This is a genomic window from Microcoleus sp. CZ3-B2 (assembly GCF_036705055.1).
Taxonomy (GTDB): Bacteria; Cyanobacteriota; Cyanobacteriia; order Cyanobacteriales; family Microcoleaceae; genus Microcoleus.
In genome coordinates, this window is the sequence record NZ_JAUBTN010000028.1 from 1 (window position 1) to 22,076 (window position 22,076).

General features: G+C 46.8%; 21 protein-coding genes. 10 read left to right on the forward strand and 11 right to left on the reverse strand.

Features of this window, described 5'->3' with window-relative positions:
• Nucleotides 1–223: 223 nt before the first annotated feature.
• Both QUA97_RS14590 and QUA97_RS14595 read left to right on the forward strand, forming a co-directional pair.
• On the forward strand, nt 224–976 hold the full coding sequence (locus tag QUA97_RS14590) for a class I SAM-dependent methyltransferase (RefSeq protein ID WP_333195033.1): 753 nt from the start codon (nt 224–226) through the stop codon (nt 974–976).
• A gap of 97 nt (nt 977–1,073) precedes the next feature.
• Nucleotides 1,074–2,354, forward strand: a complete 1,281-nt coding sequence (locus QUA97_RS14595; protein WP_194069230.1) for a glycosyltransferase family 4 protein — start codon at nt 1,074–1,076, stop codon at nt 2,352–2,354.
• 210 nt (nt 2,355–2,564) lie between these two features.
• Here the strand turns inward: QUA97_RS14595 and QUA97_RS14600 are convergent, their stop codons facing one another.
• On the reverse strand, nt 2,565–3,116 hold the full coding sequence (locus QUA97_RS14600) for a DUF3124 domain-containing protein (protein WP_194069228.1): 552 nt from the start codon (nt 3,114–3,116) through the stop codon (nt 2,565–2,567).
• Between the two features lie 78 nt (nt 3,117–3,194).
• Nucleotides 3,195–3,665 (reverse strand): sensor histidine kinase, encoded by a 471-nt coding sequence (locus QUA97_RS14605; RefSeq protein ID WP_228050174.1) that lies wholly within the window; start codon nt 3,663–3,665, stop codon nt 3,195–3,197.
• 90 nt (nt 3,666–3,755) lie between these two features.
• On the opposite strand from QUA97_RS14605, the gene QUA97_RS14610 reads away from it, so the two are divergent.
• On the forward strand, nt 3,756–4,133 hold the full coding sequence (locus QUA97_RS14610) for a hypothetical protein (RefSeq protein ID WP_194069226.1): 378 nt from the start codon (nt 3,756–3,758) through the stop codon (nt 4,131–4,133).
• 132 nt (nt 4,134–4,265) lie between these two features.
• Here QUA97_RS14610 and QUA97_RS14615 read toward each other — a convergent pair whose 3' ends face one another.
• Complete coding sequence (locus tag QUA97_RS14615; RefSeq protein WP_194069224.1) at nt 4,266–4,670, reverse strand: BON domain-containing protein; 405 nt, start codon at nt 4,668–4,670, stop codon at nt 4,266–4,268.
• 340 nt (nt 4,671–5,010) lie between these two features.
• Between QUA97_RS14615 and QUA97_RS14620 the strand changes: the two genes are divergently transcribed.
• The 4 genes from QUA97_RS14620 to QUA97_RS14635 all read left to right on the forward strand — a co-directional run bounded on the left by QUA97_RS14620 (nt 5,011) and on the right by QUA97_RS14635 (nt 9,981).
• Nucleotides 5,011–6,795, forward strand: coding sequence for a cation-translocating P-type ATPase (locus QUA97_RS14620; RefSeq protein WP_333195035.1), 1,785 nt, complete (start codon nt 5,011–5,013; stop codon nt 6,793–6,795).
• 20 nt (nt 6,796–6,815) lie between these two features.
• Nucleotides 6,816–7,028, forward strand: coding sequence for a cation transporting ATPase C-terminal domain-containing protein (locus tag QUA97_RS28310; RefSeq protein ID WP_442922527.1), 213 nt, complete (start codon nt 6,816–6,818; stop codon nt 7,026–7,028).
• Between the two features lie 381 nt (nt 7,029–7,409).
• Nucleotides 7,410–7,763: a hypothetical protein gene (locus QUA97_RS14630; protein ID WP_333195036.1), complete on the forward strand. Its 354-nt coding sequence runs from the start codon at nt 7,410–7,412 to the stop codon at nt 7,761–7,763.
• A 586-nt stretch (nt 7,764–8,349) separates the two neighbouring features.
• The gene (locus QUA97_RS14635; RefSeq protein WP_333195037.1) at nt 8,350–9,981 is read left to right on the forward strand and encodes a cation:proton antiporter; all 1,632 of its coding nucleotides are present in this window, start codon (nt 8,350–8,352) and stop codon (nt 9,979–9,981) included.
• Here QUA97_RS14635 and QUA97_RS14640 read toward each other — a convergent pair.
• From QUA97_RS14640 to QUA97_RS14650, 3 genes are all read right to left on the reverse strand, one after another.
• Complete coding sequence (locus tag QUA97_RS14640) at nt 9,938–10,654, reverse strand: potassium channel family protein (RefSeq protein ID WP_333195038.1); 717 nt, start codon at nt 10,652–10,654, stop codon at nt 9,938–9,940. The two genes, QUA97_RS14635 and QUA97_RS14640, sit on opposite strands and share 44 nt — an antisense overlap.
• A gap of 205 nt (nt 10,655–10,859) precedes the next feature.
• Nucleotides 10,860–11,141 (reverse strand): Asp-tRNA(Asn)/Glu-tRNA(Gln) amidotransferase subunit GatC, encoded by a 282-nt coding sequence (gatC, locus tag QUA97_RS14645; protein ID WP_194069216.1) that lies wholly within the window; start codon nt 11,139–11,141, stop codon nt 10,860–10,862.
• Nucleotides 11,142–11,403: 262 nt separating this feature from the next.
• The gene (locus tag QUA97_RS14650; protein WP_194010252.1) at nt 11,404–11,925 is read right to left on the reverse strand and encodes a photosystem I assembly protein Ycf3; all 522 of its coding nucleotides are present in this window, start codon (nt 11,923–11,925) and stop codon (nt 11,404–11,406) included.
• 391 nt (nt 11,926–12,316) lie between these two features.
• Between QUA97_RS14650 and QUA97_RS14655 the strand changes: the two genes are divergently transcribed.
• Complete coding sequence (locus QUA97_RS14655; RefSeq protein WP_333195042.1) at nt 12,317–13,624, forward strand: hypothetical protein; 1,308 nt, start codon at nt 12,317–12,319, stop codon at nt 13,622–13,624.
• 80 nt (nt 13,625–13,704) lie between these two features.
• Here the strand turns inward: QUA97_RS14655 and QUA97_RS14660 are convergent, their stop codons facing one another.
• Together QUA97_RS14660 and QUA97_RS14665 are read right to left on the reverse strand one after the other, a co-directional pair.
• Nucleotides 13,705–13,971 carry a hypothetical protein gene (locus QUA97_RS14660; protein ID WP_333195043.1) on the reverse strand — a complete coding sequence of 89 codons (267 nt, stop codon included), beginning with the start codon at nt 13,969–13,971 and terminating at the stop codon, nt 13,705–13,707.
• A 318-nt stretch (nt 13,972–14,289) separates the two neighbouring features.
• Nucleotides 14,290–15,462 carry a SpoIID/LytB domain-containing protein gene (locus tag QUA97_RS14665; protein ID WP_194069199.1) on the reverse strand — a complete coding sequence of 391 codons (1,173 nt, stop codon included), beginning with the start codon at nt 15,460–15,462 and terminating at the stop codon, nt 14,290–14,292.
• Nucleotides 15,463–15,731: 269 nt separating this feature from the next.
• On the opposite strand from QUA97_RS14665, the gene QUA97_RS14670 reads away from it, so the two are divergent.
• Complete coding sequence (locus tag QUA97_RS14670) at nt 15,732–16,682, forward strand: ribonuclease Z (RefSeq protein WP_194069197.1); 951 nt, start codon at nt 15,732–15,734, stop codon at nt 16,680–16,682.
• 246 nt (nt 16,683–16,928) lie between these two features.
• Nucleotides 16,929–19,745 (forward strand): preprotein translocase subunit SecA, encoded by a 2,817-nt coding sequence (gene secA / locus QUA97_RS14675; RefSeq protein ID WP_194069195.1) that lies wholly within the window; start codon nt 16,929–16,931, stop codon nt 19,743–19,745.
• Nucleotides 19,746–19,841: 96 nt separating this feature from the next.
• Here the strand turns inward: secA and QUA97_RS14680 are convergent, their stop codons facing one another.
• The 3 genes from QUA97_RS14680 to QUA97_RS14690 form a co-directional block, all read right to left on the reverse strand.
• A complete protein-coding gene (locus QUA97_RS14680; RefSeq protein ID WP_194069193.1) occupies nt 19,842–20,135 on the reverse strand; it encodes a DUF3288 family protein in 294 nt (97 codons plus the stop codon).
• A gap of 282 nt (nt 20,136–20,417) precedes the next feature.
• On the reverse strand, nt 20,418–21,326 hold the full coding sequence (locus QUA97_RS14685) for a hypothetical protein (RefSeq protein ID WP_194069191.1): 909 nt from the start codon (nt 21,324–21,326) through the stop codon (nt 20,418–20,420).
• Nucleotides 21,327–21,418: 92 nt separating this feature from the next.
• Nucleotides 21,419–21,952 (reverse strand): tetratricopeptide repeat protein, encoded by a 534-nt coding sequence (locus QUA97_RS14690; protein WP_194069189.1) that lies wholly within the window; start codon nt 21,950–21,952, stop codon nt 21,419–21,421.
• Nucleotides 21,953–22,076 lie beyond the last annotated feature (124 nt).

Genomic DNA, 22,076 nt, shown 5'->3' on the forward strand with positions numbered 1-22,076 from the left:
TCATTAGTCATTAGTCATTAGTCATTAGTCATTAGTCATTAGTCATTAGTCATTAGTCATTAGTCATTAGTCATTAGATACCGTATGTGCGCGGCCCTCGAACAATCTGCGAATCAAATTTAAAATCTCATAGCGACGCACCATACTAGATACCGTCCCAGCAGAAAACCAGAAAGAGGAACATATTTAAAATTAAACCATCAATACTCTAAAATGAATAAAAATGAACTCTGAAAAAATGACAGCCGATCGCCCAAGAGTAGATTATGAAATGGCATGGGACAGTTACGCCCAACAGTGGCAAAAAACTAATGCCGAACTTGCCCATATTGGCGACGAATGGATAGGTAAAGCCGCAGGTGCCGCCAACTCCTTAACCGAATACGAAGCGCTGATCGAACAGCAATTTATAGCGCCGTATATCAAAAAAGAACATCGGGTTTTAGAAATTGGTATCGGTGGCGGAAAAACAGGTTCGCTGCTGCTGAAATATTGCGATCGCCTAATTTGTGCCGACATTTCCAGTCAAATGCTGCAAGCCGCCCGATCGCGCTTGGGAGACGATCGCGTTTCCTACGTCAAACTCGACGGTTTAACATTAGACGGCATCACCCCCAGTGCAGCCGATGTCTGCTTTTGCTACGATACAATGGTACACGTAGAACCCGTAGACATATTCAACTACCTAACACGCATTCCCAAACTGCTGCGGGGCGATCGTCTTTGCGTCTTTCACCACGGCAATATTCTCACCGAATTGGGCTGGGAAAAATTCGCCAGCGAGTGGGAAAAAAACTTATTGGGACGCAGAGATGGCACGGCATTCTCAATAATGACTGATACAATTATGGAAAAATTTCTCAACCATTTAAACTATGAAATCATCCTGAAAAACACATCTTCAGTACCGCGAGATTGCGTCTGGATATGCAAAGCGCCAGTCATCAGTCATCAGTCATCAGTTATTAGCCATTAGTTATTAGTTATTAGTTATTGGTAGCAGTTAATAAATAACCAATAACAACTAACAACAGTCACCAATGCCCCATGCCCAAGTCAACAGTCAACATTCAATGAAAGCATTATTTCTTCACCCAAACTTCCCCGCCCAGTACCGCCACATAATCACAGCTTTAGGCGCAGATCCCAAAAATCAAATTGTTTTCGGCACTAAAAACGAGCGTCCCGAATGGAACATTCCCGGGGTTCGCAAAGCAGCATTTACCCCCAGCCGCGAACCCAACCCGCAGACTCACCAATACGTGCGCCCTTTAGAAAGTGCCGTCATCTACGGACAAGCCGTGTTTAGAATGGCAGAACAACTCAAAGCAGAGGGTTTTGTACCCGATATTATTTGCGGACATTCCGGTTGGGGGCCGACACTGTTTGTCAAAGAAGCTTTTCCAAATACGCCGCTGTTGTGTTATTTCGAGTGGTTCTATCACTCGATCGGTTCCGATGCAGATTTCGACCCGGCGGAACCTTTAACAGTTGACGACATGGCGAGAATTAGAATCAAAAATGCGCCGATTTTGATCGATTTATACTCTTGCGATTGGGGTTTGTCGCCTACATACTGGCAGCGATCGCAATTTCCCCCAGAATTGCAGCAAAAATTGTCCGTACTCCACGACGGCGTAGATACCGATTACTTCAAACCCGATCCCGGTGCTAAACTAATTTTGCCTAACTTAGATTTGTCCGGCGTTGATGAAATTGTCACCTACGTATCGCGGGGAATGGAACCTTATCGGGGCTTTCCAGAGTTCATTGAGTCGATCGCCTACGTGCAAGAACGCCGCCCCAACTGTCACGTTGTAATTGTTGGTTCAGACAGAGTTTGTTACGGTCGTTCTTTACCAAATGGCGAGTCTTACAAAGACCATATGCTCAAAAAAGTACCGCTAGATATGTCGCGAGTGCACTTTGTCGGACCGCTACCCTACGGACTGTATTTAAAAGTAATTCAAGCATCCGACGTACACGTTTATTTAACCAGACCTTTCGTGCTATCTTGGTCGATGATTGAATCTTTATCGACAGGATGTTTAGTAATCGGTTCCGACACCGGGCCAGTGAGAGAAGTTATCCGCGATGGAGAGAACGGTTTAATCGTCGATTACTTCTCGCCGAAACAAGTAGCCGATCGCATTGACGAAGTTTTAGACCATCCTACCCGCATGGCAGAAATTCGCGTCATGGCCCGTCAAACCGCCCTAGAACGCTACAGTTTAGCTAAAATGCTGCCGCAGCAATTACAATTGATTGAACAGATAGCAAATCGTTCGATGCCGCCGACAGTTGGTATGCAGCCAGAACGGGAATTAGCCGCATCTTTTGGAGTGAGAATTTAGCAATAAAGTAGCAATAAATTTGGTCGTGACTAAAGCCCTGGTCACAACCTCTCCTGTGTAGTGTAGTCGCACAGGAGCACCAACTCGACGATAAATATCGGAACATCTGGACGTTTTAGTTGCCAAATTCAATATTTTGACAGCAGTTCGTCAATAGCTTCTAGACTGGTCGCAAACTACCTTCTAGAGCAGTAAGCTAATCTCCTAAAATCATTTCTTCATCCTGTGTTGCTTGAGAACTTTAGCGGGACTGACAAATGAAATGCCCTGAGAAAAGGAGGTACTAATCATGACAGCTTCAATGACAGGCTCATAAACCGTTTTTTCTGCAACCCACTCCACAATAAAGTTTGCACCTGAGCCTCCAATTGTATCATCTACTGCAATGAAAAAGTCTGTGGAAGCAAGTGGCTTTAGTTCTACTGGACTCTTAATGTCCTGCCTAATCAATTTCCCATCGGTATCGTAGTAACGCACGGAAGTAATAATAATCGAATTTGTCAGATCCGTATTGCGGATACTGAGGGTGGCTGACAAATTCATCACATTATCCGGGCTATTGTAGTGATAAATATGCGAGTAAATAGGGACATATACGGTTTGTCCCATCACAACTTTTGTTTGATCTAACGTGACCGATCTCAATGAGGTTTCACGTTTTGTATCAGGTTGTTGCCTTTGTGAGGTAGTTTGCTCTGAACAAGAGGTAATGACGATCGCTGCGATCGCCCAACCAACCCAGAAATGCTGTTTCAGCTTCATCGGCATTCATCCAAATACACCATATTTGTTACAGTTACGCCTACAACAGAGTGAACCTTCTCTCTCGTTTGAGGCGGCTTAGCGATAAGATTTGAGCCGCAGTTCAATCTGAAACGTTGAGCTTTTGCCCACTTCACTCGTCACATGAATTTTTCCACCGTGGGCCTCGACAATCTGTTGGACGATCGCTAACCCTAGTCCAAATCCACCACTATCGAGCGATCGCTCAGTGTCCACTCGATAGAAGCGATCGAAAATATAGGGTAAGTCCGCTTCTGGAATGCCGATGCCCGTGTCGAGTACCTGAATGATTGCCCAGCCTGGATGGGAAATTAAGCGTAATTGTACCATTCCGCCAGCAGGCGTGTATTTACAAGCGTTGTTGAGCAAGTTTTCGACTACCTGCCACAGCAAATCAGGGTCAGCCCATAATTCGATCCGTTGCTCAGAGGGCTCGTAGGTTAGTTTGAGGTTCTGAGATTGTACAAGCGGCTTGCTTCCTTCACAGCTTGCAGTTTTCAGCATTAGAGTTTGAGGCGATTCGCGCATCTTCTTTAAGCTAGATTTTATGAGAAAGCAAGCTGTATTAAAGTGCAAAAAGATAGTAGGAGCCTCAGAACGGATGGGAAAGAATAGTTAATGATTAGACGTTGGCTAAAAGCATCAGGCGCAGAGTTTTTGTTGCCATTGCCGTTGGTGGCGATCGCGTTTTGGGTTGGTTCCAGTTTCTTAATGGCTCAAGAATTACAACAACCCCTGCTCGCAAAGAATAAACTTCAGGCAGATACCCAGCTTAAAGCAACGGTGTCTGTCAATATATTGCCGCTCGACGCGGTGATTAACCGAAAACAAGGAAGAACCCAGGTTGGGGTGGAAACAGCAGAACCTATTTTGAAGCGATGGGAATTAGCATTCCCAATGACTGACGCAACCCAGATAGAGGTAGCGATCGCGCCCGAGCTCCAATTATCACGTCAAAAGGTTCGCCAGTTAGTCCGTTACGAAATCGTTGAATAAGTTTGTTGTTTCAATATTGCGATCGCATCCAGTCAAATAAGGTTGGCAAATCCATAGGTTTCCTCACTGCGATCGAGCAAATCCTCAAGTGGCAAGAAGCGCCAAATACTCTTACCGCTTGAGGATTGAGAACTACTGAACGACGATTTGGTTATTGATGGAAATATTCGGTGCAATTTGCCGAGCAATTTGTTCTGCCAATGCTTTTTGTTCTGCCGTTTGAACGCGCCCTGTTAAGACAATCGAATTATCCCGATCGTCTGCGTCCAAATCGAAGGGCTTGAGAGTGCTATCCGAGTCTAAGGCATCTTCTACGCGATCGGCAATATCGTCAATGTCTTGATTTTGAGCCGTCTGTGCGGTCGTGGTTGCAGGCGCAGCAGGGGTTGGAACAGTCGTATTTCCAGTGGTAGTTGCGGGAGCAGAAGTAGATGGAACAGTTGTCTGTGAAGTATTGGGGGGGGTGCAAGCACCTAAACCCAAAATTGCAACAGTGCTGACGCTGATTCCTTTTGCAAATAGCTTTAATAATTGCATACTCTTTGTCTGTTTTGTTTATTGTGAAACGCAATTTTGCCGATAAACCTCAGCATGAAGTTTTTCATTATCTCAACTTAACAAGTGAATGTACGATAGTTCATCCATCAAAAGTAATGCTTTTTACAACCCGATTAAAGACCGTAATAAATCAAATCCAGTAAACTAAAGTTGGCAAGTCCATAAGCTATCTCAATCGGTTCTCTGCCTAAGTATAGGGAGCAAATGCGATCCCAATGTGAGCAACAGAAATCAGTCCATCACTTTTTGCTCACATTCATCAATGACGCTAGAAACAAGACGAAACAACAGACAAGCACTTGGCTTGACAAGAAACGTTATGACTGCAACCAATGTAGAAAAATTAGTAGAACACTCTTGGCATCACCTCTCTGTCGAGAAAGTGGCTCGGCTTTTAGAGAGTGACCTGGAAATAGGCCTATCTTCCGATGTGGCAGCAGAGCGGGCCGAGGAGCTCGCCCCCAATCAACTAACGGCTCAGAAGCAGCAAAGTGCTTGGCTGCGATTTTTTCAGCAACTGAATCAGCCGCTAATCTACATTTTGTTACCCTCTGGCATAGTAACAGCATTTCTGAAAGAGTGGATTGATTCAGGGGTAATTTTGGGGGTTGCTCTGACGAAGGCCACCATTGGTTTCGTTCAAGAGTCAAAGGCAGAGAATGCGATCGCCGCTTTAGCAAAATCTGTTGCAACTGAGGCAACCATTCTCCGCCACGGTCAAAAACAAGTGGTTTCATCCAGCGAACTGGTTCCTGGCGATCTCGTCTTGCTGTCTTCTGGGGATAAAGTGTCTGCGAATCTGCGGCCGATCGAAGTCCGTGACTTACAGGTGGATGAGTCAGCGTTAACGGGAGAATCTGTCCCGGTCCAGAAGCAATCCCAGGCGCTAGAGGCAGACGCTGCACTGGCCGATCGCACGAACATGGCCTATACCGGAAGCCTGGTAACGTTTGGACAGGGACGCGGACTCGTCGTCAACATTGGCGAGATGACCGAGACCGGACACATTTCCCAACTCATGCAGCAATGTACCACACTGGAAACCCCACTGAGTCGCAAAATTGACAAATTTAGCACAACCTTGCTCTATGTCATTTTAGGCTTAGCTGCCTTCACCTTTGCAGCAGGCATTGCCCAGAGATTTTCTTGGGTTGAGGTGTTCAAGGCATCTGTGGCGCTTGCCGTCAGCGCAATTCCTGAAGGCTTACCCGCGATTTTAACGGTGACACTGGCGATCGGGGTTTCCCGGATGGCAAAGCAACACGCCATTATTCGCAAACTTCCGGCAATTGAGACGCTCGGTAGCGCCACTGTGATTTGTTCCGACAAAACCGGAACCTTGACTGAGAATCAAATGACGGTTCAAGAGATCGATGCAGGAGGAAGGCGTTATCCGGTTAGCGGTGGAGGATACGTACCAGACGGGGAAATTTGTGTAAATGGACACTCCGTTGACCTGGCGATCGCACCTGCTTTATATGAATGCTTGCAAGCAGGATTGTTGTGCAACGATTCTTACCTAGACGTGCAAGACGGGAACTGGACTGCGATCGGCAGTCGAACGGAAGGGGCGCTGGTTGCGGTAGCCCAAAAAGCGGGGTTAATTACTGAGAAACTGGAGGAAGCGCTTTCCCGGCTCGATACACTGCCGTTTGAATCTCAGTTTCAATACATGGCAACCTTACATGACGATCGCCCAGAACGGTTGATTTATGTCAAGGGTTCGATCGAGGCAATTCTCAAGCGGTGCCGCCAGATGCTCGATGAAGAGGGAGAGGCGAGATCCCTCAACCCCGTGCCGATCGAGCAAGCAGCGGACAGAATGACAAAAAAAGGGCTGCGAGTTCTGGCACTTGCAAAGAAAGTTGTACCCGCTTCTCAATCTTCTATTGAGTATTCTGATATTGAGCAAGGATTAACTTTTTTGGGTCTGCAAGGCACGATCGACCCGCCTCGCCCCGAAGCCATTCAAGCGATTCAAGCCTGTCGATCTGCGGGAATTCAGGTGAAGATGATGACCGGCGATCGTGCCAAAACAGCAGCAGCGATCGCGCACCAAATGGGACTAAATCAAACCCAAGAGGCTCCCGTTTTTGTCGCTTAGTTCCGGCGATCGTTGCCAAACTGCGCGGTAAAGATGAATCAGTTGGCTACGCGGTAGCGGTCGGCATTGCGGCTATTTTCATTCTCCAATTCCTGTTTAGCCAATGGGGCATTATGAATCAGTTATTCAACACTGAAGCTGTGAACCCAATCCAAGGCTTAATTTGTATCGGATTCGGACTGCCAATGATTGCTTTGTCAGCTTTGCTAAAGCGTTTTGCACCTCTGAACTAAGTGGTTTTTGTGATGCGGCTATTGCCAGCAATTTTACACACTATTTACCAATTTTGTAGCGTTGAATATTGAATATTTCTCATGAATTACCAAAACCTCAAACGTGCTAGTGGCCTATTTACTAATCATCGAAACGCAGAGCAGGCGCTAGTTGAGCTAAAAAGCAGGGGCTTCCCCATGCACAAGATTTCAGTGATTGCTAAACCTTCTGACAATGATGGTTTGGACTCTCTGGGAGTGCAGCAAATTTTAATCACAAGAGCAGCAGGTGCACAAGTAGGCGCGATCGTAGGTAGCATAAGCTGTTGCTCATATAGATTGTGTATGGCGATTGAGGGTCCGATGGGGATCAGGGGAGAGGGGGAGAGAATTTGACGATTTTTGATTGTCATCAAAATATACAATGTTTATTTGCACAACAGCTTACGACTAGGTTCACTAGCCTTGATTGTTGGACTCAGCAGCCTGCTAATTCCCGGTATTGGTCAGGCCTTAGCGGTGGAAAGCATTTTAGCAACTTTCTTTGGAAGTGGGATTGCTGCAACTTCTGGTGCTCTATATGGCGCACTTCAAGGATGGTTGGTGCCAGAAGAACAAGCAAGAATTTACAATGACAGATTTAACCAGGGAGATTATTGGATCGTCATGGAGGCAAGAGAAAATGAGATCGTGATTGCTGAACCTGTCCTTAAACGTTGGGAGATTCTGACGTGGCGTGTCTGTGATGCTACGTAAATTCAAGGTAAGAAAGGACGATGACCTTCGAGGAATTTAGTCCCGCGAATCAGAACGTCCAAAACCCACTCAAAAATTGGACGGTCGATGACTGTGGGCTTTCAGCGAGAGCATCTCACTTTTGGAGCCAAGCTAGAAATCTAAGTTTTAAGGCAGCAGGCAGAAGGAATAAGGGAGAAGGAATAAGGGAGAAGAAGTGTTTTTACAAATATGAGATGTTCCCCTTTGGGCGTTCGCTCTCCTACTCCTGACATACGGATCGACAACTTCCATTACCCGCCGAGAGCGGCAAGCGCGATCGGGTCGGCAACACTTCAGAAGAGACTGTTAAAAAAAATATTAAAAACCAGTACAATTAAGAGGAATTAGCATCCTGTAAGGGTTTGTAAATCATCCAGATCTACCAAAAAAATTGCACTCTAAAAACGATCCGATCGCCCAACCAACCCAGAAAGCCTGTTTCAGCTTCATCGCCATTCATCCAAATACACCACGTACATTGCAGTTACGTCTACAGTAGAGTGAACAGTCTCCTGTAGACTAAAACCACAGTTAATCTATCAATTGCTTTGAGGAAAACGAGTTTATGACAGGAGTATCGGCGATCGACTCGATTGTAGGGCAACAACCTTCCTTGGGCAGCAATCCTGCTACAAATAGCCAAGCGGCAGGAGCCATTCCCGAATTGGTCATCATCTCGATCGTTCTGCTGCTGATAGCAACTGTTGTGGCACTCGCAACCCAACGGTTGCGAATTCCCTATGTCACGGGCTTAGTTTTAGCAGGCTTGCCCATTACCGAGGTACTGTCGCGTCGAATTGGTTTAGACCCATCTTTAGTATTAAATCTTTTCCTACCAATTCTGATTTTTGAAGCAGCGATCAATACAGATATCAGCCGTCTCCGCAGCACCTTTAAGCCGATCGCCCTGCTGGCGGGTCCAGGCTCGATCGTTTCATCAGGCATTATTGCTGTTTTGGTTAAATTTGGGCTAGGGCTAGACTGGATTCCGGCATTGCTGATCGGAGTCATTCTGGCAAATACTGATACAGTCTCAATGATCGCAGTCTTTAAAGATATCCGCGTGCCTTCCCGGCTGTCCACCATCGTGGAAGGAGAAACCCTGTTCAATGATGCGGCTGCCCTGGTTTCATTCAATTTGATTCTAGTCGTTTATGCTACAGGTTCTCTTACCGTCGTAGGAGGACTTAAGGAACTGCTAGTGGTTGCCTTGGGTGGGGGACTCGTGGGTGTCATCTTAGGTTACTTGATTCTGCCGATATTTGTTCGATTAAATGACCCGTTGAGCAGTCTCTTACTGACCGTTGCCCTGGCGTTAGGAACATTCCAAATTGGGCAATTTTTGGGGGTGTCGGGTGCGGTGGCCGTGGTTATCGCCGGACTCATTTTTGGCAATTTAGGGCTTTCTCGCAGTACATCAGCCTCCGATCGAATTACATTACTCAGCTTCTGGGAGTACGCTAGTTTTGGGGTCAATACATTTATTTTTCTGCTCATCGGCATTGAGATTAACCCGCTCACGCTGTGGAGAATTTTGCCATCCATCCTGTTCGTCATTTTCGCCTATCAACTGGCACGGATTCTCTCGGTATATCTGTTGTTAGGGGGGCTGCGATGGTTCGATCGTCCGATTCCCCTGCGCTGGCAGCACGTTCTGTTTTTGGGAAACATCAAAGGCTCACTCTCAATGGCACTGGCGCTTAGTATTCCTCTGGCACTGACAGGACGGGATAACATCATTGCGCTGGTTTTCGGTGCAGTTTTATTCTCCCTCGTCGGACAGGGATTGAGTTTACCCTGGCTGGTAAAACGGCTAAAAATCAGTCGTGTTTCTGATGTATTGCAGGAAGCTGGGCACTTACAGGTTCAGTTGATTGCCTGCAAAGCGGCTCAAGATGAGCTAGATAATTTGCTGAAATCAGGCGTATTGCCGAAGGCCGTTTACGAGGAATTACGGGCCTCCTATCAAGCACGAGTAGCACAGTCTGAGCGAGTGCTACGGGATCTTTACAATCAACATCAAGCAGGGCAAGTACAGGGCGATCGCAGCGGGCTAGACAGGATTCGACGGCGATTGCTTCTAGCAGAAAAAGGAGCCGTTAGCGATGCGCTCCGCAAGCGAATTGTCCCAGAGGATCTGGTTGAGCCTTACATCAAAGATTTGGATGAGAAACTCCTAACGCTGGAAGATGACTAGCGCGAATGCCGAGGTAATCAATCATGGAGTGAACTAGCTCTGGACGAGTAACTACGAGGATGGTAGAACCTGCTTCAAGAACAGTATTGCCGTTCGGAATCTCCAGATTGGCGCAGGCATGGCACTGATAACCAATAATCAGCGAACCTGTGGGAAAACCAGAGTCTAGAGCAATTTGAGCAACAGTGCGCCCTGCCACATTGCAATCACCTGGAACGGGCAGCTTTAGCACCTCGATTTGCCCCTGTTCAAAGTGCATCATCGACTCAATTTGAGGGTATTCAATCGCATTCGCCATTGATGCAACTGCCAAATCAACAGTGCTGATGATGTGACTGGCTCCGGTAAGGCGATAGGCTTCCAGGAATTCGCGATCGCGCATTCGCACCACAATATGGGAAATACCATAGCTTCTAGATAGGGCGATCAGCGCTAAATTCAGTGCATCGTCGCTGAGTGCTGTAACGACTGCGTTTGCTTTTCTAATTCCGGCTTCCAGAAGAACCGTCATGCTCACAGCACTGCCTTCAAATGCCATCACTCCGATTTTTTCACGAGCAAAGCGACACGCCAGCGGGTCTGCATCGATGATGGCCACCGTATGACCGAGTTTTAATAAATGCTGGGCTAAACCCAGCCCCATCATTCCAGCTCCACCAATTAATACGTACATGACTATTTTTCAACCCAAAAAAAACTTTAAATATCGATCGCTACGAGTGAGATTGTGTTGGGTTTTTATCCGTTTAATCGGTTAGTGGGGTGGCTTTTCCCGCCCTTGCTTACAGCATATTCCACAGTTAGTTTGGTCTGGTGGGGTAGGTATTGGTAGCCCACCCCTCCAGAGATTTTCGTCAGTTAGGTGCGTAGCGGGAATCCTACATAATCTTAGGAACTTTAAAAAACTCCCCATCGCGATCGGGAGCTCCCTCCAAAATACTCTCTCCGTTAGCAAAAGGTTGCAAATCGTCCGATCGCATAATATTGCTAACATCGATCGCCCGTGTTGTAGGTTTTACCTTACTCGTATCCAGTTCTTTCAACTGCTCAAAATAATCCAAAATACCGTTCAGTTGAACGGTAAACTGTTCTTCTTCTGCCGGCGTTAATTCCAATCGGGCTAAATTCGCTACTTTCCGAACTTCTTCTCTGTCAATCATAATATATTGGGAATTGGGAATTGGGAATTGGGAATTGGGAATTGGGAATTGGGAATTGGTTATTTGTTGTTTGTTGTTTGTTATTTGTTATTTGTTATTTGTTATTTGTTGTTTGTTATTTGTTGTTTGTTGCTTGTTATTAGAGAAGCTACTAACCAATAACCAATAACTACTAACCAATAACTACTAACCAATAACTACTAACCAATAACTACTAACTACTAACTATGCCCAATTCCCAATTCCCCATTCCCAATCATAGTTAAAAATACACATCAATTTGCGATCGGCCTGTCGTCTTCAGCCAATTTTGCACCTCAATGTAATTGTTCGGCGCTAAGCGAATAGCCTCTTTCCAATAATCTGCAGCTTTATCAAACAACCCTTCCGCCGCTTCCACATTGCCAGATTCCTTTTCCTTTTCCCCTTGATAGTGGTAAATCACAGCAATGTTATTCAGCGCCTGCGGCATTCTCGGATTCAGTTCCAGCGCTTCGCTGTAATACTCCAAAGCTTGCTCGTGTTCGCCGTTGCTAGTATGGATCAGGCCCATATTGTACAACACGTAACTGCGATCGTAAGGATCTTCTTCCAGCTTCAGCGCTTCATGATAATTGTCCAGCGCTTCAGCATATTCGCCATCAGCTTGAGCCGACATACCATCTCGATAGTAAGCAAAAGCTTCCTTCGCCTGCTTTTTCGCCGGCATAATCTTCAAGATAATATCGGCCATTACCGTGAAACTTTTGTCAATAAAGTTATCGTTGCGTTGAGTTCTGGGCATAATTCGATTCTTTGGTTAACGGCCAATCAAAAATATTAGCCTGTAAAGTTTTCCTATTAAGAGTTTTGCGACTGTTTCGGTTCAGTCCGGCCGCCGACGCTTGGAAACGCTGGTGAGACACAACTGCAAACCTGAAAACACGCGCTTGCGAGGTGCAAAAGAGTGCAAATCCCATCCATTTTAGATAACTCTTGCCAGTCTTGACAAAAAAAACCACATTTCTTTAACCTATTGACCGCACTCTACGGGCGATCGGGCAAAAACCTAGCAACATTTCGCCCCAAAGTCAAGAGCATCATCAAAAAAATTCATAAACCAGCGACTCAAAACCAGTTTGAATTCCCACAATATATAATATAAACAACCGGGTAATTTTCACAGAGAGAAACCTATGGCTCCGAATCCCACCATTATGCAAGCCGTCGAGCAACTTGGCTACCGCGTTACGGTTGGAGACGTGGCGGCAAAAGCTGGATTAGACGTTAATTTTGCCCAGCGAGAACTGTTAACCCTCGCCTCCGAAGCAGGTGGCCACCTGCAAGTAGCAGAATCCGGCGACATTGCCTACCTATTTCCCAACAACTTTCGAGATATTTTGCGAAACAAATTCTTTCGCTTGCAGTTGCAGGAATGGTGGCAAAAAATCTGGAAAATTCTATTTTACCTGATTCGAGTATCTTTTGGCATAGTGCTGGTAGCTTCCATCCTCTTAATTTTTGCAGCCATCACGATGTTACTCTCCAGCATGAACAGCGACAATAACGGCGGAGGCGGAGGCGGAGGCGGAAGCGACAGTAACAGAGGCGGCGGATTTTTCTTTTTTCCCTACTTCTGGAACGAGTTACCCTGGATATTTTACTGGAACCATAACGAACCTTACTACCAGCAGCAATCGCGCTTAAGCGGCCAAAAACCCCAGATGAGTTTTCTGGAAGCAGTTTTCTCCTTTCTATTTGGAGATGGCAATCCAAATTACAATTTAGAAGAGCGCAAGTGGAGCGATATTGCCGCCGCGATTCGCAACAACCGAGGTGCCGTAGTCGCCGAACAAATAGCGCCCTATCTCGACAATCTCGGACAAGGATACGCGAGAGAATACGAAGAATATATGCTACCGACTCTCGCGCGTTTTGACGGCCGCCCCGAAGTCAGTCCCGAAGGACAAATAGTCTACCATTTTCCGCAATTGCAAACCACAGCAGTTCAAAAAAATCCTCAACCAGTAGGAGCTTATTTGCGAGAAATGCTGTGGCGTTTCAGCCACGCCAGCTCCGGCCAAGTCATGCTCGCGGCGGGGTTGGGAGCCGTGAATCTTGTCGGTGCGTTAGTTTTGGGGAATTTATTAACTAAAAGTGCAATCGCCAGTGGATTTATCGGTTTCGTCAGCGGTATTTATCCACTACTGCTGATTTACGGCGTCGGATTTTTGACAATTCCCTTAATTCGGTACTTCTGGACTCAGTGGAAAAATAGCAGGATAGAAACCCGGAATCAAGAGCGGCAGCAGCGAGCCATGTTATTAAACCAACCAGATGCCAACTTGCAGCAAAAATTAAGCTACGCCCAGGAATTTGCAGCAGAAAATCTACTGACTGGAGAAGATTTAGCTTATACAACAGAAACCGATTTAACCCAACAAGAACTAGAACAGTCAGCAAAAATAGATGCCGAATGGCAGCGGCGAATCGATGGAGTTTAGATTTTCTATTTGACGATTTGAAATCAATTAATAATTTTGAGTCAACATCTAAAATCCGATGAATATTAGATTGAGCTAGGTCAAGTTGGCTGTGCCAAAGACTGCTTCGTACTCCTAGCTTTTTTGACAATTTTAGGACGTTTAAAAATCAAACAATTTTGGTCGTATTTCGAGTCATGGCGCATAGCCACAAGTTCCCAACCCTCCTCCCCCAACTGATTGATAAATAGATGCAGCGATCCTTGTTTCCAATCTCGCAATTCCTCACCATTTACATATAAACTAATCAGCTTATTGCCAAAAGGATACATATTTGCATCCACAAAAAAATATTCCCACTTTTGCATAGTTATCCTTAATGTAGTTAGTCATTAGTCATTAGTCATTGGTCATTGGTCATTAGTCATTGGTCATTAGTCATTGGTCATTAGTCATTGGTCATTAGTCATTAGTCATTTACTCGTTACCAGGCTCTGCCTGGTAATGCAGATCCGGAGGCTCTGCCTCCATCTTCGCAGCCGACGACGAGGCAGAGCATCGCTTACATGGGTTCCCAGGCTCTGCCTGGGAACCAGTGAAAAGAGCTTGGGAACCACAACCAGTAAAAAAAATGCGGCGTTGCAAAACACAGATTCTCCCCTCCCACTCTCCCTGCTTCCGAGCGGTTACTGAACAGCAATTCTAGCCAAAGCAGCGCCCCGGTAATAGTGCAACAAAATCTGCTGGTAGCCGTATCCCTGCCTGGCCAAATTGTAAGCTCCCCACTGGCTCATGCCAACACCGTGACCGAAACCTTTGCCAGCAACTTGAAAACTCGTAGGAGCTTGACCGCTGTTCTTGGCGCTCCCGCCTGCATACTGAGGAATCACCGTAAACCGCGTGCTCCTCAAACTCAGAACCCGACGCAAATCTGCCCCAGTCATCACTCTAGAACCGCCATCTCCCACAACTTTCATCCTCAAAACGCTGCCGTAAGCGGTAGTGCGTTCTGGCTTCATCGAGATTACGTTACCGACGCCGGAAATCTTGCTGCTGATTTGAGCGCGGGAGAAATTTTCTTTCCACTGATAAACCGGCGCACCTTGGTCGAAGTCAGGAACACCGCGCAGGTAAGGCAGGGGTTCCGTCCAAACATCCTCAACATTTTCGGTATGTCCGCCAGATGCTGAGTGGAAAACAGCTAAAATAATCTGACCGTTGTAGGTGAGAACTTGACCTGCGGTGGCATCGACTGCGCTATAAGTACCCGAAGATTCTGTTTGCAGTCCTTTGTAAACCTGCGAAGACTGAGTGTCGTCCACATCGTAAAGGTCGGTTTCGCTTTTGAGGCGCTCGTGGATTGCGTAGGAACGGGCGGCGACTGCTTGGGCTTTTAAGGCCTCCAGAGGCCAATTGCCGCTCATTTCGGCACCGAGAACGCTGTAGAGATACTGTTCGATATCGACGTAGTTGACTGCTGTCAGGCCTCCTTTTTCGGGAATTACAAGGGTGCGTCCGCGATACCACCGATCGCCAATCCAAACATACCCGTTCCCGGTCGGCTCGATCCAAATTTGATTGGCGGCCCAGCGCCCGATCGCCACTTTGCCCGATCGAAATTGAGCCGATCCAGAACTGTTGGCAGACAGTTCGCCCAAATTGCGCCCGCTACCGTCGCGGATTGCAGCCTTAGTAGAACTGCCGACTTTGATCTGACTTGCGCCGTCTTGTACCGCCACTCGCAAGATCAGCGCCGCCTGTGCTGGGGCTACCATTACCAGCCAAAACAACAGAGAAATCCAAAAGTAGCGTTTTGTTAATCTTGAAAGAAGCGAAGCAAATAACACTCCTGGCTGCATTTAAAAAAGTTCCTCCTGTGCTGTACGAGTTTGAGAATTTTTAAGGGGAAGGTTTGGTTGGGGAAAAGGAAGGAGAACGGCAGAAAGAAAACGTTAGAATTGGGTTTGGCACTTTGTGCGCCTGTCAAAAAAGATTGGAACGACTCGATGCTCGCAGCAACAGCGATTTATCCCGGTTCCTGCCTGCGACTATTTCCTATAGGTCGGATTTGTCGCACTCTGGATATATGTAACATATTTTTTAAGATTTAATTGAGGTGATTTGACTCTTGCAGATTACATTTCTCGGAACTAGCTCCGGCGTGCCGACGCGATCGCGCAACGTTTCCAGCATCGCCCTGCGTTTGCCTCAGCGAGCGGAACTCTGGCTATTTGACTGCGGCGAAGGAACTCAGCATCAGTTTCTGCGAAGCGAGCTCAAAGTCAGCCAACTGAGCCGTATTTTCATCACTCACCTGCACGGCGACCACATTTTCGGCTTAATGGGTTTGCTGGCTAGCTGCGGTTTGGCGGGGAATGTCAAGCGCATCGATATTTACGGGCCTCCGGGACTAGAAGAATATTTGCAAGCTGGCGTGCGCTATTCTCAAACTCATTTTTCTTACCCGGTAAAGATCCACAAAAGTCAGCCGGGAGTTATCTATGAAGATGACGAATATATTGTTAGTTGCGCTCCTTTAAAGCATCGAGTTACTGCTTTTGGTTATCGAGTAACTGAGAAAAATCGTCCCGGACATTTTGATGTAGAAAAAGCGAAGGCTGTGGGTATTCCTTCCGGGCCAATTTACGGGCAATTAAAACAAGGAAAAACGGTAAAATTATCGGACGGGCGACAGTTTCAAGGTAGCGATTTTTGCGGCCCCGATCAAATTGGGCGGAAGTTTGTTTATTGTACAGACACAGTTTTTTGTGATGGGGCGGTGGAATTGGCGAAGGATGCCGATTTGTTGGTGCACGAAGCGACTTTTGCCCATCAAGATGCTCAAATGGCCTTCGATCGCCTGCATTCAACCTCAACAATGGCGGCTCAAGTTGCTTTGCTCGCTGGGGCAAAACAATTAATTATGACGCATTTTAGCCCGCGTTATGCTCCGGGAAATGCGATCGTCCTAGATGATTTGCTCAAAGAAGCCCAGGCCATTTTTCCCAATACGAAAATGGCTTACGATTTCCTGAGTTACGAAATACCGCGAGTCCAGGAGTCGGGGAATGCTTCATAGATGAGACGGCGGTTGAAATCGCGCCCGTACAAACAAAGTCCATGCCAACCGGACTGAATGCAATCAGATAATCTCAATAGCCCGATCTTATTCAACCCTTGGCAATGGGCGCGAGTGTCTGTACAGGCGCGGTTTCAACCGCCCGGTCTTCTGCTACAATCTGGAAAGGTAAATGTTGTGGCTAACACTACAGCCCGTAACCCTGAAAGCTAATAGCTAAATTATTAAAAATCTGCCTCTCCTGCCATGTTTAAAAATCTGTTAGGCGATCCCAACGCGCGCAAACTGAGAAAATTTCAGCCTTGGGTAGCTGATATCAATATCTTGGAAGAAGACTTCCGCACCCTCTCAGACGACGGCCTCAGAGGGAAAACTGCCGAGTTTCAAGAACGTCTGGCAAAAGCTAAATCTCTCAACGAAGAGAAAGAAATCCTAGACGAAATCTTGCCAGAAGCTTTTGCAGTGGTGCGGGAAGCGGGACAGCGGGTTTTGGGAATGCGCCACTTTGATGTCCAACTCCTCGGCGGCATCATCCTCCACAAAGGCCAAATTGCCGAAATGAAAACCGGTGAAGGCAAAACTCTGGTGGCGACGCTGCCGGCTTACCTCAACGCCCTCAACGGTAAAGGCGTACACATCATCACTGTCAACGATTATCTCGCAAGGCGGGACGCGGAATGGATGGGGCAGGTGCACCGCTTCTTGGGATTGACGGTGGGGTTGATCCAGCAGGGCATGGATCAGGCGGAACGCAAGCAAAATTATAACTGCGATATTACTTACGCGACGAACAGCGAAGTGGGTTTTGATTATTTGCGGGACAACATGGCTACTGTCATGGAAGATGTCGTGCAGCGTCCTTTTAATTTCTGCGTAATTGACGAGGTTGACTCGGTGCTGATTGATGAAGCCCGCACACCTCTAATTATTTCCGGCCAGGTGGAACGCCCCAGCGAGAAGTATCTGCGGGCGGCTGAGGTAGCTGCTGCTCTGAGAAAGGAAAATGAGGAACATTACGAGGTTGACGAAAAGGCTCGGAATGTGCTATTGACCGATGAAGGGTTTGGGGAAGCTGAGCGGTTGTTGGGCGTTACGGATTTGTACGACCCGGCTGACCCTTGGGCGCATTACATTTTTAATGCGATTAAGGCGAAGGAATTGTTTATTAAGGATATTAATTACATTGTCAATCCCGATCGCGAAGTGGTGATTGTCGATGAGTTTACCGGCAGGGTGATGCCCGGAAGGCGCTGGAGCGACGGTTTGCACCAGGCGATAGAAGCGAAGGAACACGCGGAAATTCAGCCGGAAACTCAGACGCTGGCGACGATTACCTATCAGAATTTCTTTTTGCTTTATCCGAAGCTGTCGGGAATGACTGGGACGGCGAAGACTGAAGAAACCGAATTTGAGAAGATTTACAGTCTGGAAGTGACGCTGATTCCTACTAACCGGGTGACGAGCCGCGCTGACCTTTCGGATATGGTTTACAAGGCGGAGGCTGGGAAATGGAAGGCGATCGCCCAAGAATGTGCCGAAATGCACGAAATCGGTCGCCCGGTGCTGGTGGGCACCACGAGCGTAGAAAAATCCGAGTTGCTGTCGCGGCTGCTCCAAGAACTCAAGATTCCTCACAATTTGCTCAACGCGAAACCGGAAAACGTGGAACGGGAGTCGGAAATTATCGCTCAAGCCGGACGCAAAGGCGCTGTGACGATCGCCACTAACATGGCAGGACGCGGTACAGACATCATTTTGGGCGGTAATTCTGAGTACATGGGGCGGCTCAAGTTGCGGGAATACTTGATGCCCCGGATCGTGCAGCCGGAGGATGAAGAAGGGTTTTCGCTGGTGCAAGTTCCCGGTATTGGCGGCCGCCCCGCAGCTCAAGGTTTTGGTCAAACTGCCAAAAAGGTCAAGTCTTGGAAAGCTTCGGCGCAGATTTTCCCCACGCAGCTATCGAAAGATGCTGAGCAAATGCTCAAGGCGGCGGTGGAATTGGCGGTGAAGGAGTACGGGGAGCGATCGCTCTCGGAATTGAAAGCCGATGACATTGTGGCTGTAGCCTCGGAAAAAGCGCCGACAAAAGACATCGTAATTCAAAAATTGCGGGAAGCTTACAATTTAACTCGCAGCGAATACGACGCTTTTACCAGCACCGAACACGATGAAGTTGTGCAGTTGGGAGGCCTCCACGTCATCGGTACCGAACGCCACGAATCGCGCCGGATTGACAATCAGTTGCGGGGCCGGGCGGGACGCCAAGGAGACCCCGGTTCTACGCGGTTTTTCTTGAGTTTGGAAGACAATTTGCTCAGGATTTTCGGTGGCGAACGGGTAGCAAGTTTGATGAAGGCTTTCGGTGTTGAGGAAGATATGCCGATCGAATCTGGAATGCTGACTCGTTCCCTCGAAGGCGCTCAGAAAAAAGTCGAAACCTACTACTACGACATCCGCAAACAGGTATTTGAATACGACGAAGTGATGAACAATCAACGTCGAGCAATCTATGCAGAACGCCGCCGAGTCTTGGAAGGTTTGGACTCGAAGGAACAGGTAATTAAATATGCCGAACAAACGATGGACGATATCGTGGGAGCATACATCAATCCCGAGTTGCCTTCAGAAGAATGGGAACTAGAAAAACTTGTCAGCAAAGTGAAGGAATTTGTTTATCTCCTAGCTGACATGACTCCCGATCAATTAGAGGATTTGTCGGTTGAGGAAATTAAAACTTTCCTCCACGAACAAGTTCGCAACGCTTACGACATGAAAGAAGCGGAAGTTAATGCCATCCGAGCGGAATTGATGCGCGATGCTGAGCGGTTCTTTATCTTGCAGCAAATTGATACTTTGTGGCGAGAACACTTGCAGCAAATGGATGCTTTGCGCGAGTCTGTCGGGTTGCGCGGTTACGGACAAAAAGACCCGCTAATCGAGTACAAAACTGAAGGTTACGAGCTGTTTTTGGACATGATGACGGATATCCGCCGCAATGTGGTTTATTCGCTGTTCCAGTTCCAGCCGCAGCCTGCAATGCCTGTTTCGGCTGAGATGGTTTAAAAATAGTTACCGGAAATCAGGACACGGCAGTGCCGTGTCCTGATTTCGGGTAATATTAATTTCGATTCAACCGGAATTGATATTGCAGATTTGAGATTAAAGCCAATCTTCTTGGTCGCTTTTTTGTTTCCTGTAAACTTCACCTGTGGCGTGAATTTTACGGGTTTGTTCGTAAAGAGTTTCTTCGGTATGATTCCATTGTTGCAGGACTTTTTTTAAGTCTGATTGAATATCTCTAGCGCCGGGAAAGCCTCGGTAGCGAATGATTAATCTTGCTAATTCCGATAAATTGTAGTCGGTTGCTTCTCCTGTTAATAAACTATCGACACTGGCTCGATCGCGCTTGTATTGCGGATGCTGCTGATCTTGAGTTTTTTCTACTGAATCCATACTATTTATATTTCCCAATCATCTGAAAATATTGCTAGAAGCAACCGCCACCCAAAAGCGCGGACATAAATAACTATCATGAATAGAGTCTTAAATCCGGGCTTCATCAACGGTTTGATATCAAATCCTCTCTTCATCGGAATGATTCAGATATATATTCTCGGACTCTGTGTACTCTGTGTTCTAGCGCCGGTTAAATCACCTGACGATGCAACCAGAAACGATATGATTCGGGTATCACAACTGTCAACTGTCAACTGTCAACTGTCAACTGTCAACTGTTTAAGTTGTCGCTTCATTCATCCCCAGAAATTTTTGTGCTTGTTCAGTAATACCAAATATACGATCGCCATGACAAAAGATTTCCCAGCCACGAATTCCCATAAAACCAACACCTGCAACCGCCAAGGGCATCGCAGCGGCACCTAAAAGCGCGGCAATCGGGGGAAATATCATGCAGAGTGTTAAGAGAATCGCGGTAATTGCACCGCCAGCAAGGCCAGCTTTAGCTGTGGCGGTAGCGACTTCTGAGACTAACTCTGACTGGGTAATTTTGCCTTCAACGCACAATAGCGAATTTTCTAAGATCGAAAATATTAACTCAATTACTGCTGCGGCGATCGCCCCTTTCATTGCAGCCCCAACAACTTCAGCAACTGCTGCTTTAAATGCTGCATCCGCTAAAACTTGCTTAGCGACGGCTAATTCGGCCGCAGTCATGTCTTTACCGCCGCGAGCCCGATTTACCCAAAAATGTTCAAAAATCCCGTTAGCAGCTTCGCTACCGCCTCCATTGACGTGCGCTTGGATGTGACTCCAATCTTTATCTTGACAGAAGTTGCGAATTGCTTCGGGGCCTTGGGCGCGAATTTGGGCGGGTATGGATTCAAATATTGTTGCTGCTTCTTGAACGTTTCGGATGCCGTCACGCATCCCAGCCCTCGCAAATTTCCATTGCAGGTTTGTTGGCAGGTTCTCAAAACGGATGTTGTGTGCTATTTTAAAAGCTTCTTGACTGGCGATCGCCCCGGCGCTAACCATTGAACTTGGCGCTGACTGTACCCACGCCGTTAATACAGTTGCACTTTCCTCAACTTTAGCCACAATTTGGTTGCCTAAGTTTTGGGTATCGGCAACAGTTTCTTGTACTTTAGCGGTTAGGAATTCGAGCGGATTCTGGTTGATTGTCATTTCGCTCCAGCTTGCATTTATTAATAATTGAATTATTTTGACTATAACATTGCTCTTCAGTAAGTGTGATTTTTTACTGAATTGCTTCTAGCTTATAAATCAGGCTGTAAATTTAGAGCTTTTTTTTGATAAAATAAACCTTCATTAATTCGCCCTTGCTCTTCCAAAAGTTTGCCTAAATTCCAATAAGCGGCGGCTAAATCTGGTTGAATAGCGATCGCCTTTTGATAATAAGTTATCGCATCATCCGGCAAGCCTTGTTTGTAACACATACTGCCTAGGTTAACATAGGCTGCAACTAATTTTGGGTCAAATTCGATCGCCTTGGAGTAGGCGCGCGCCGCCGCTTCTATTTTACCTTGAGCTTGCAGGATATTGCCTAGGGTTTTGTAGGCTGGGGCGAAATTTGGTTGCTGGCGCAGTGTTTGGTAGCAGGAGGCGATCGCCTCTACATATTTCTGTTGCGTATAATAAACTTCTGCTATCTTGCTGCACGCAACCGCCGCATCCGGTTTGAGTGCTAATATTTGTTGGTATTGGGCGATCGCCTCCTCAAATTTTCCCAATTTCTGCAGGTTCTCGCCCGCTGACAAATACTGCTGTGTTAACTCGGAATTTGCGGTCATAAATTTTAGGATATTCAACCTGCTGGGAATGGACGAAAGTTTGACTCTTAAGCAATTTCAATCGCCGAGTTTTGAACAATCCCCAACCAAATCAAAGATTATGGTTAAAGATTGTTCCAAGAAA

Coding starts and splice junctions, on each gene's coding strand:
- QUA97_RS14650 (WP_194010252.1), bottom strand. CDS start 11,925: ATGCCCAGAACTCAACGCAACGATAACTTTATTGACAAAAGTTTCACG.
- QUA97_RS14665 (WP_194069199.1), bottom strand. CDS start 15,462: ATGCAGCCAGGAGTGTTATTTGCTTCGCTTCTTTCAAGATTAACAAAA.
- QUA97_RS14615 (WP_194069224.1), bottom strand. CDS start 4,670: ATGCAATTATTAAAGCTATTTGCAAAAGGAATCAGCGTCAGCACTGTT.
- QUA97_RS14590 (WP_333195033.1), top strand. CDS start 224: ATGAACTCTGAAAAAATGACAGCCGATCGCCCAAGAGTAGATTATGAA.
- QUA97_RS14640 (WP_333195038.1), bottom strand. CDS start 10,654: ATGTACGTATTAATTGGTGGAGCTGGAATGATGGGGCTGGGTTTAGCC.
- QUA97_RS14620 (WP_333195035.1), top strand. CDS start 5,011: ATGACTGCAACCAATGTAGAAAAATTAGTAGAACACTCTTGGCATCAC.
- QUA97_RS14600 (WP_194069228.1), bottom strand. CDS start 3,116: ATGAAGCTGAAACAGCATTTCTGGGTTGGTTGGGCGATCGCAGCGATC.
- QUA97_RS14610 (WP_194069226.1), top strand. CDS start 3,756: ATGATTAGACGTTGGCTAAAAGCATCAGGCGCAGAGTTTTTGTTGCCA.
- QUA97_RS14685 (WP_194069191.1), bottom strand. CDS start 21,326: ATGACAATCAACCAGAATCCGCTCGAATTCCTAACCGCTAAAGTACAA.
- QUA97_RS14690 (WP_194069189.1), bottom strand. CDS start 21,952: ATGACCGCAAATTCCGAGTTAACACAGCAGTATTTGTCAGCGGGCGAG.
- QUA97_RS14680 (WP_194069193.1), bottom strand. CDS start 20,135: ATGGATTCAGTAGAAAAAACTCAAGATCAGCAGCATCCGCAATACAAG.
- secA (WP_194069195.1), top strand. CDS start 16,929: ATGTTTAAAAATCTGTTAGGCGATCCCAACGCGCGCAAACTGAGAAAA.
- QUA97_RS14605 (WP_228050174.1), bottom strand. CDS start 3,665: ATGCGCGAATCGCCTCAAACTCTAATGCTGAAAACTGCAAGCTGTGAA.
- gatC (WP_194069216.1), bottom strand. CDS start 11,141: ATGATTGACAGAGAAGAAGTTCGGAAAGTAGCGAATTTAGCCCGATTG.
- QUA97_RS14635 (WP_333195037.1), top strand. CDS start 8,350: ATGACAGGAGTATCGGCGATCGACTCGATTGTAGGGCAACAACCTTCC.
- QUA97_RS14660 (WP_333195043.1), bottom strand. CDS start 13,971: ATGCAAAAGTGGGAATATTTTTTTGTGGATGCAAATATGTATCCTTTT.
- QUA97_RS14595 (WP_194069230.1), top strand. CDS start 1,074: ATGAAAGCATTATTTCTTCACCCAAACTTCCCCGCCCAGTACCGCCAC.
- QUA97_RS14655 (WP_333195042.1), top strand. CDS start 12,317: ATGGCTCCGAATCCCACCATTATGCAAGCCGTCGAGCAACTTGGCTAC.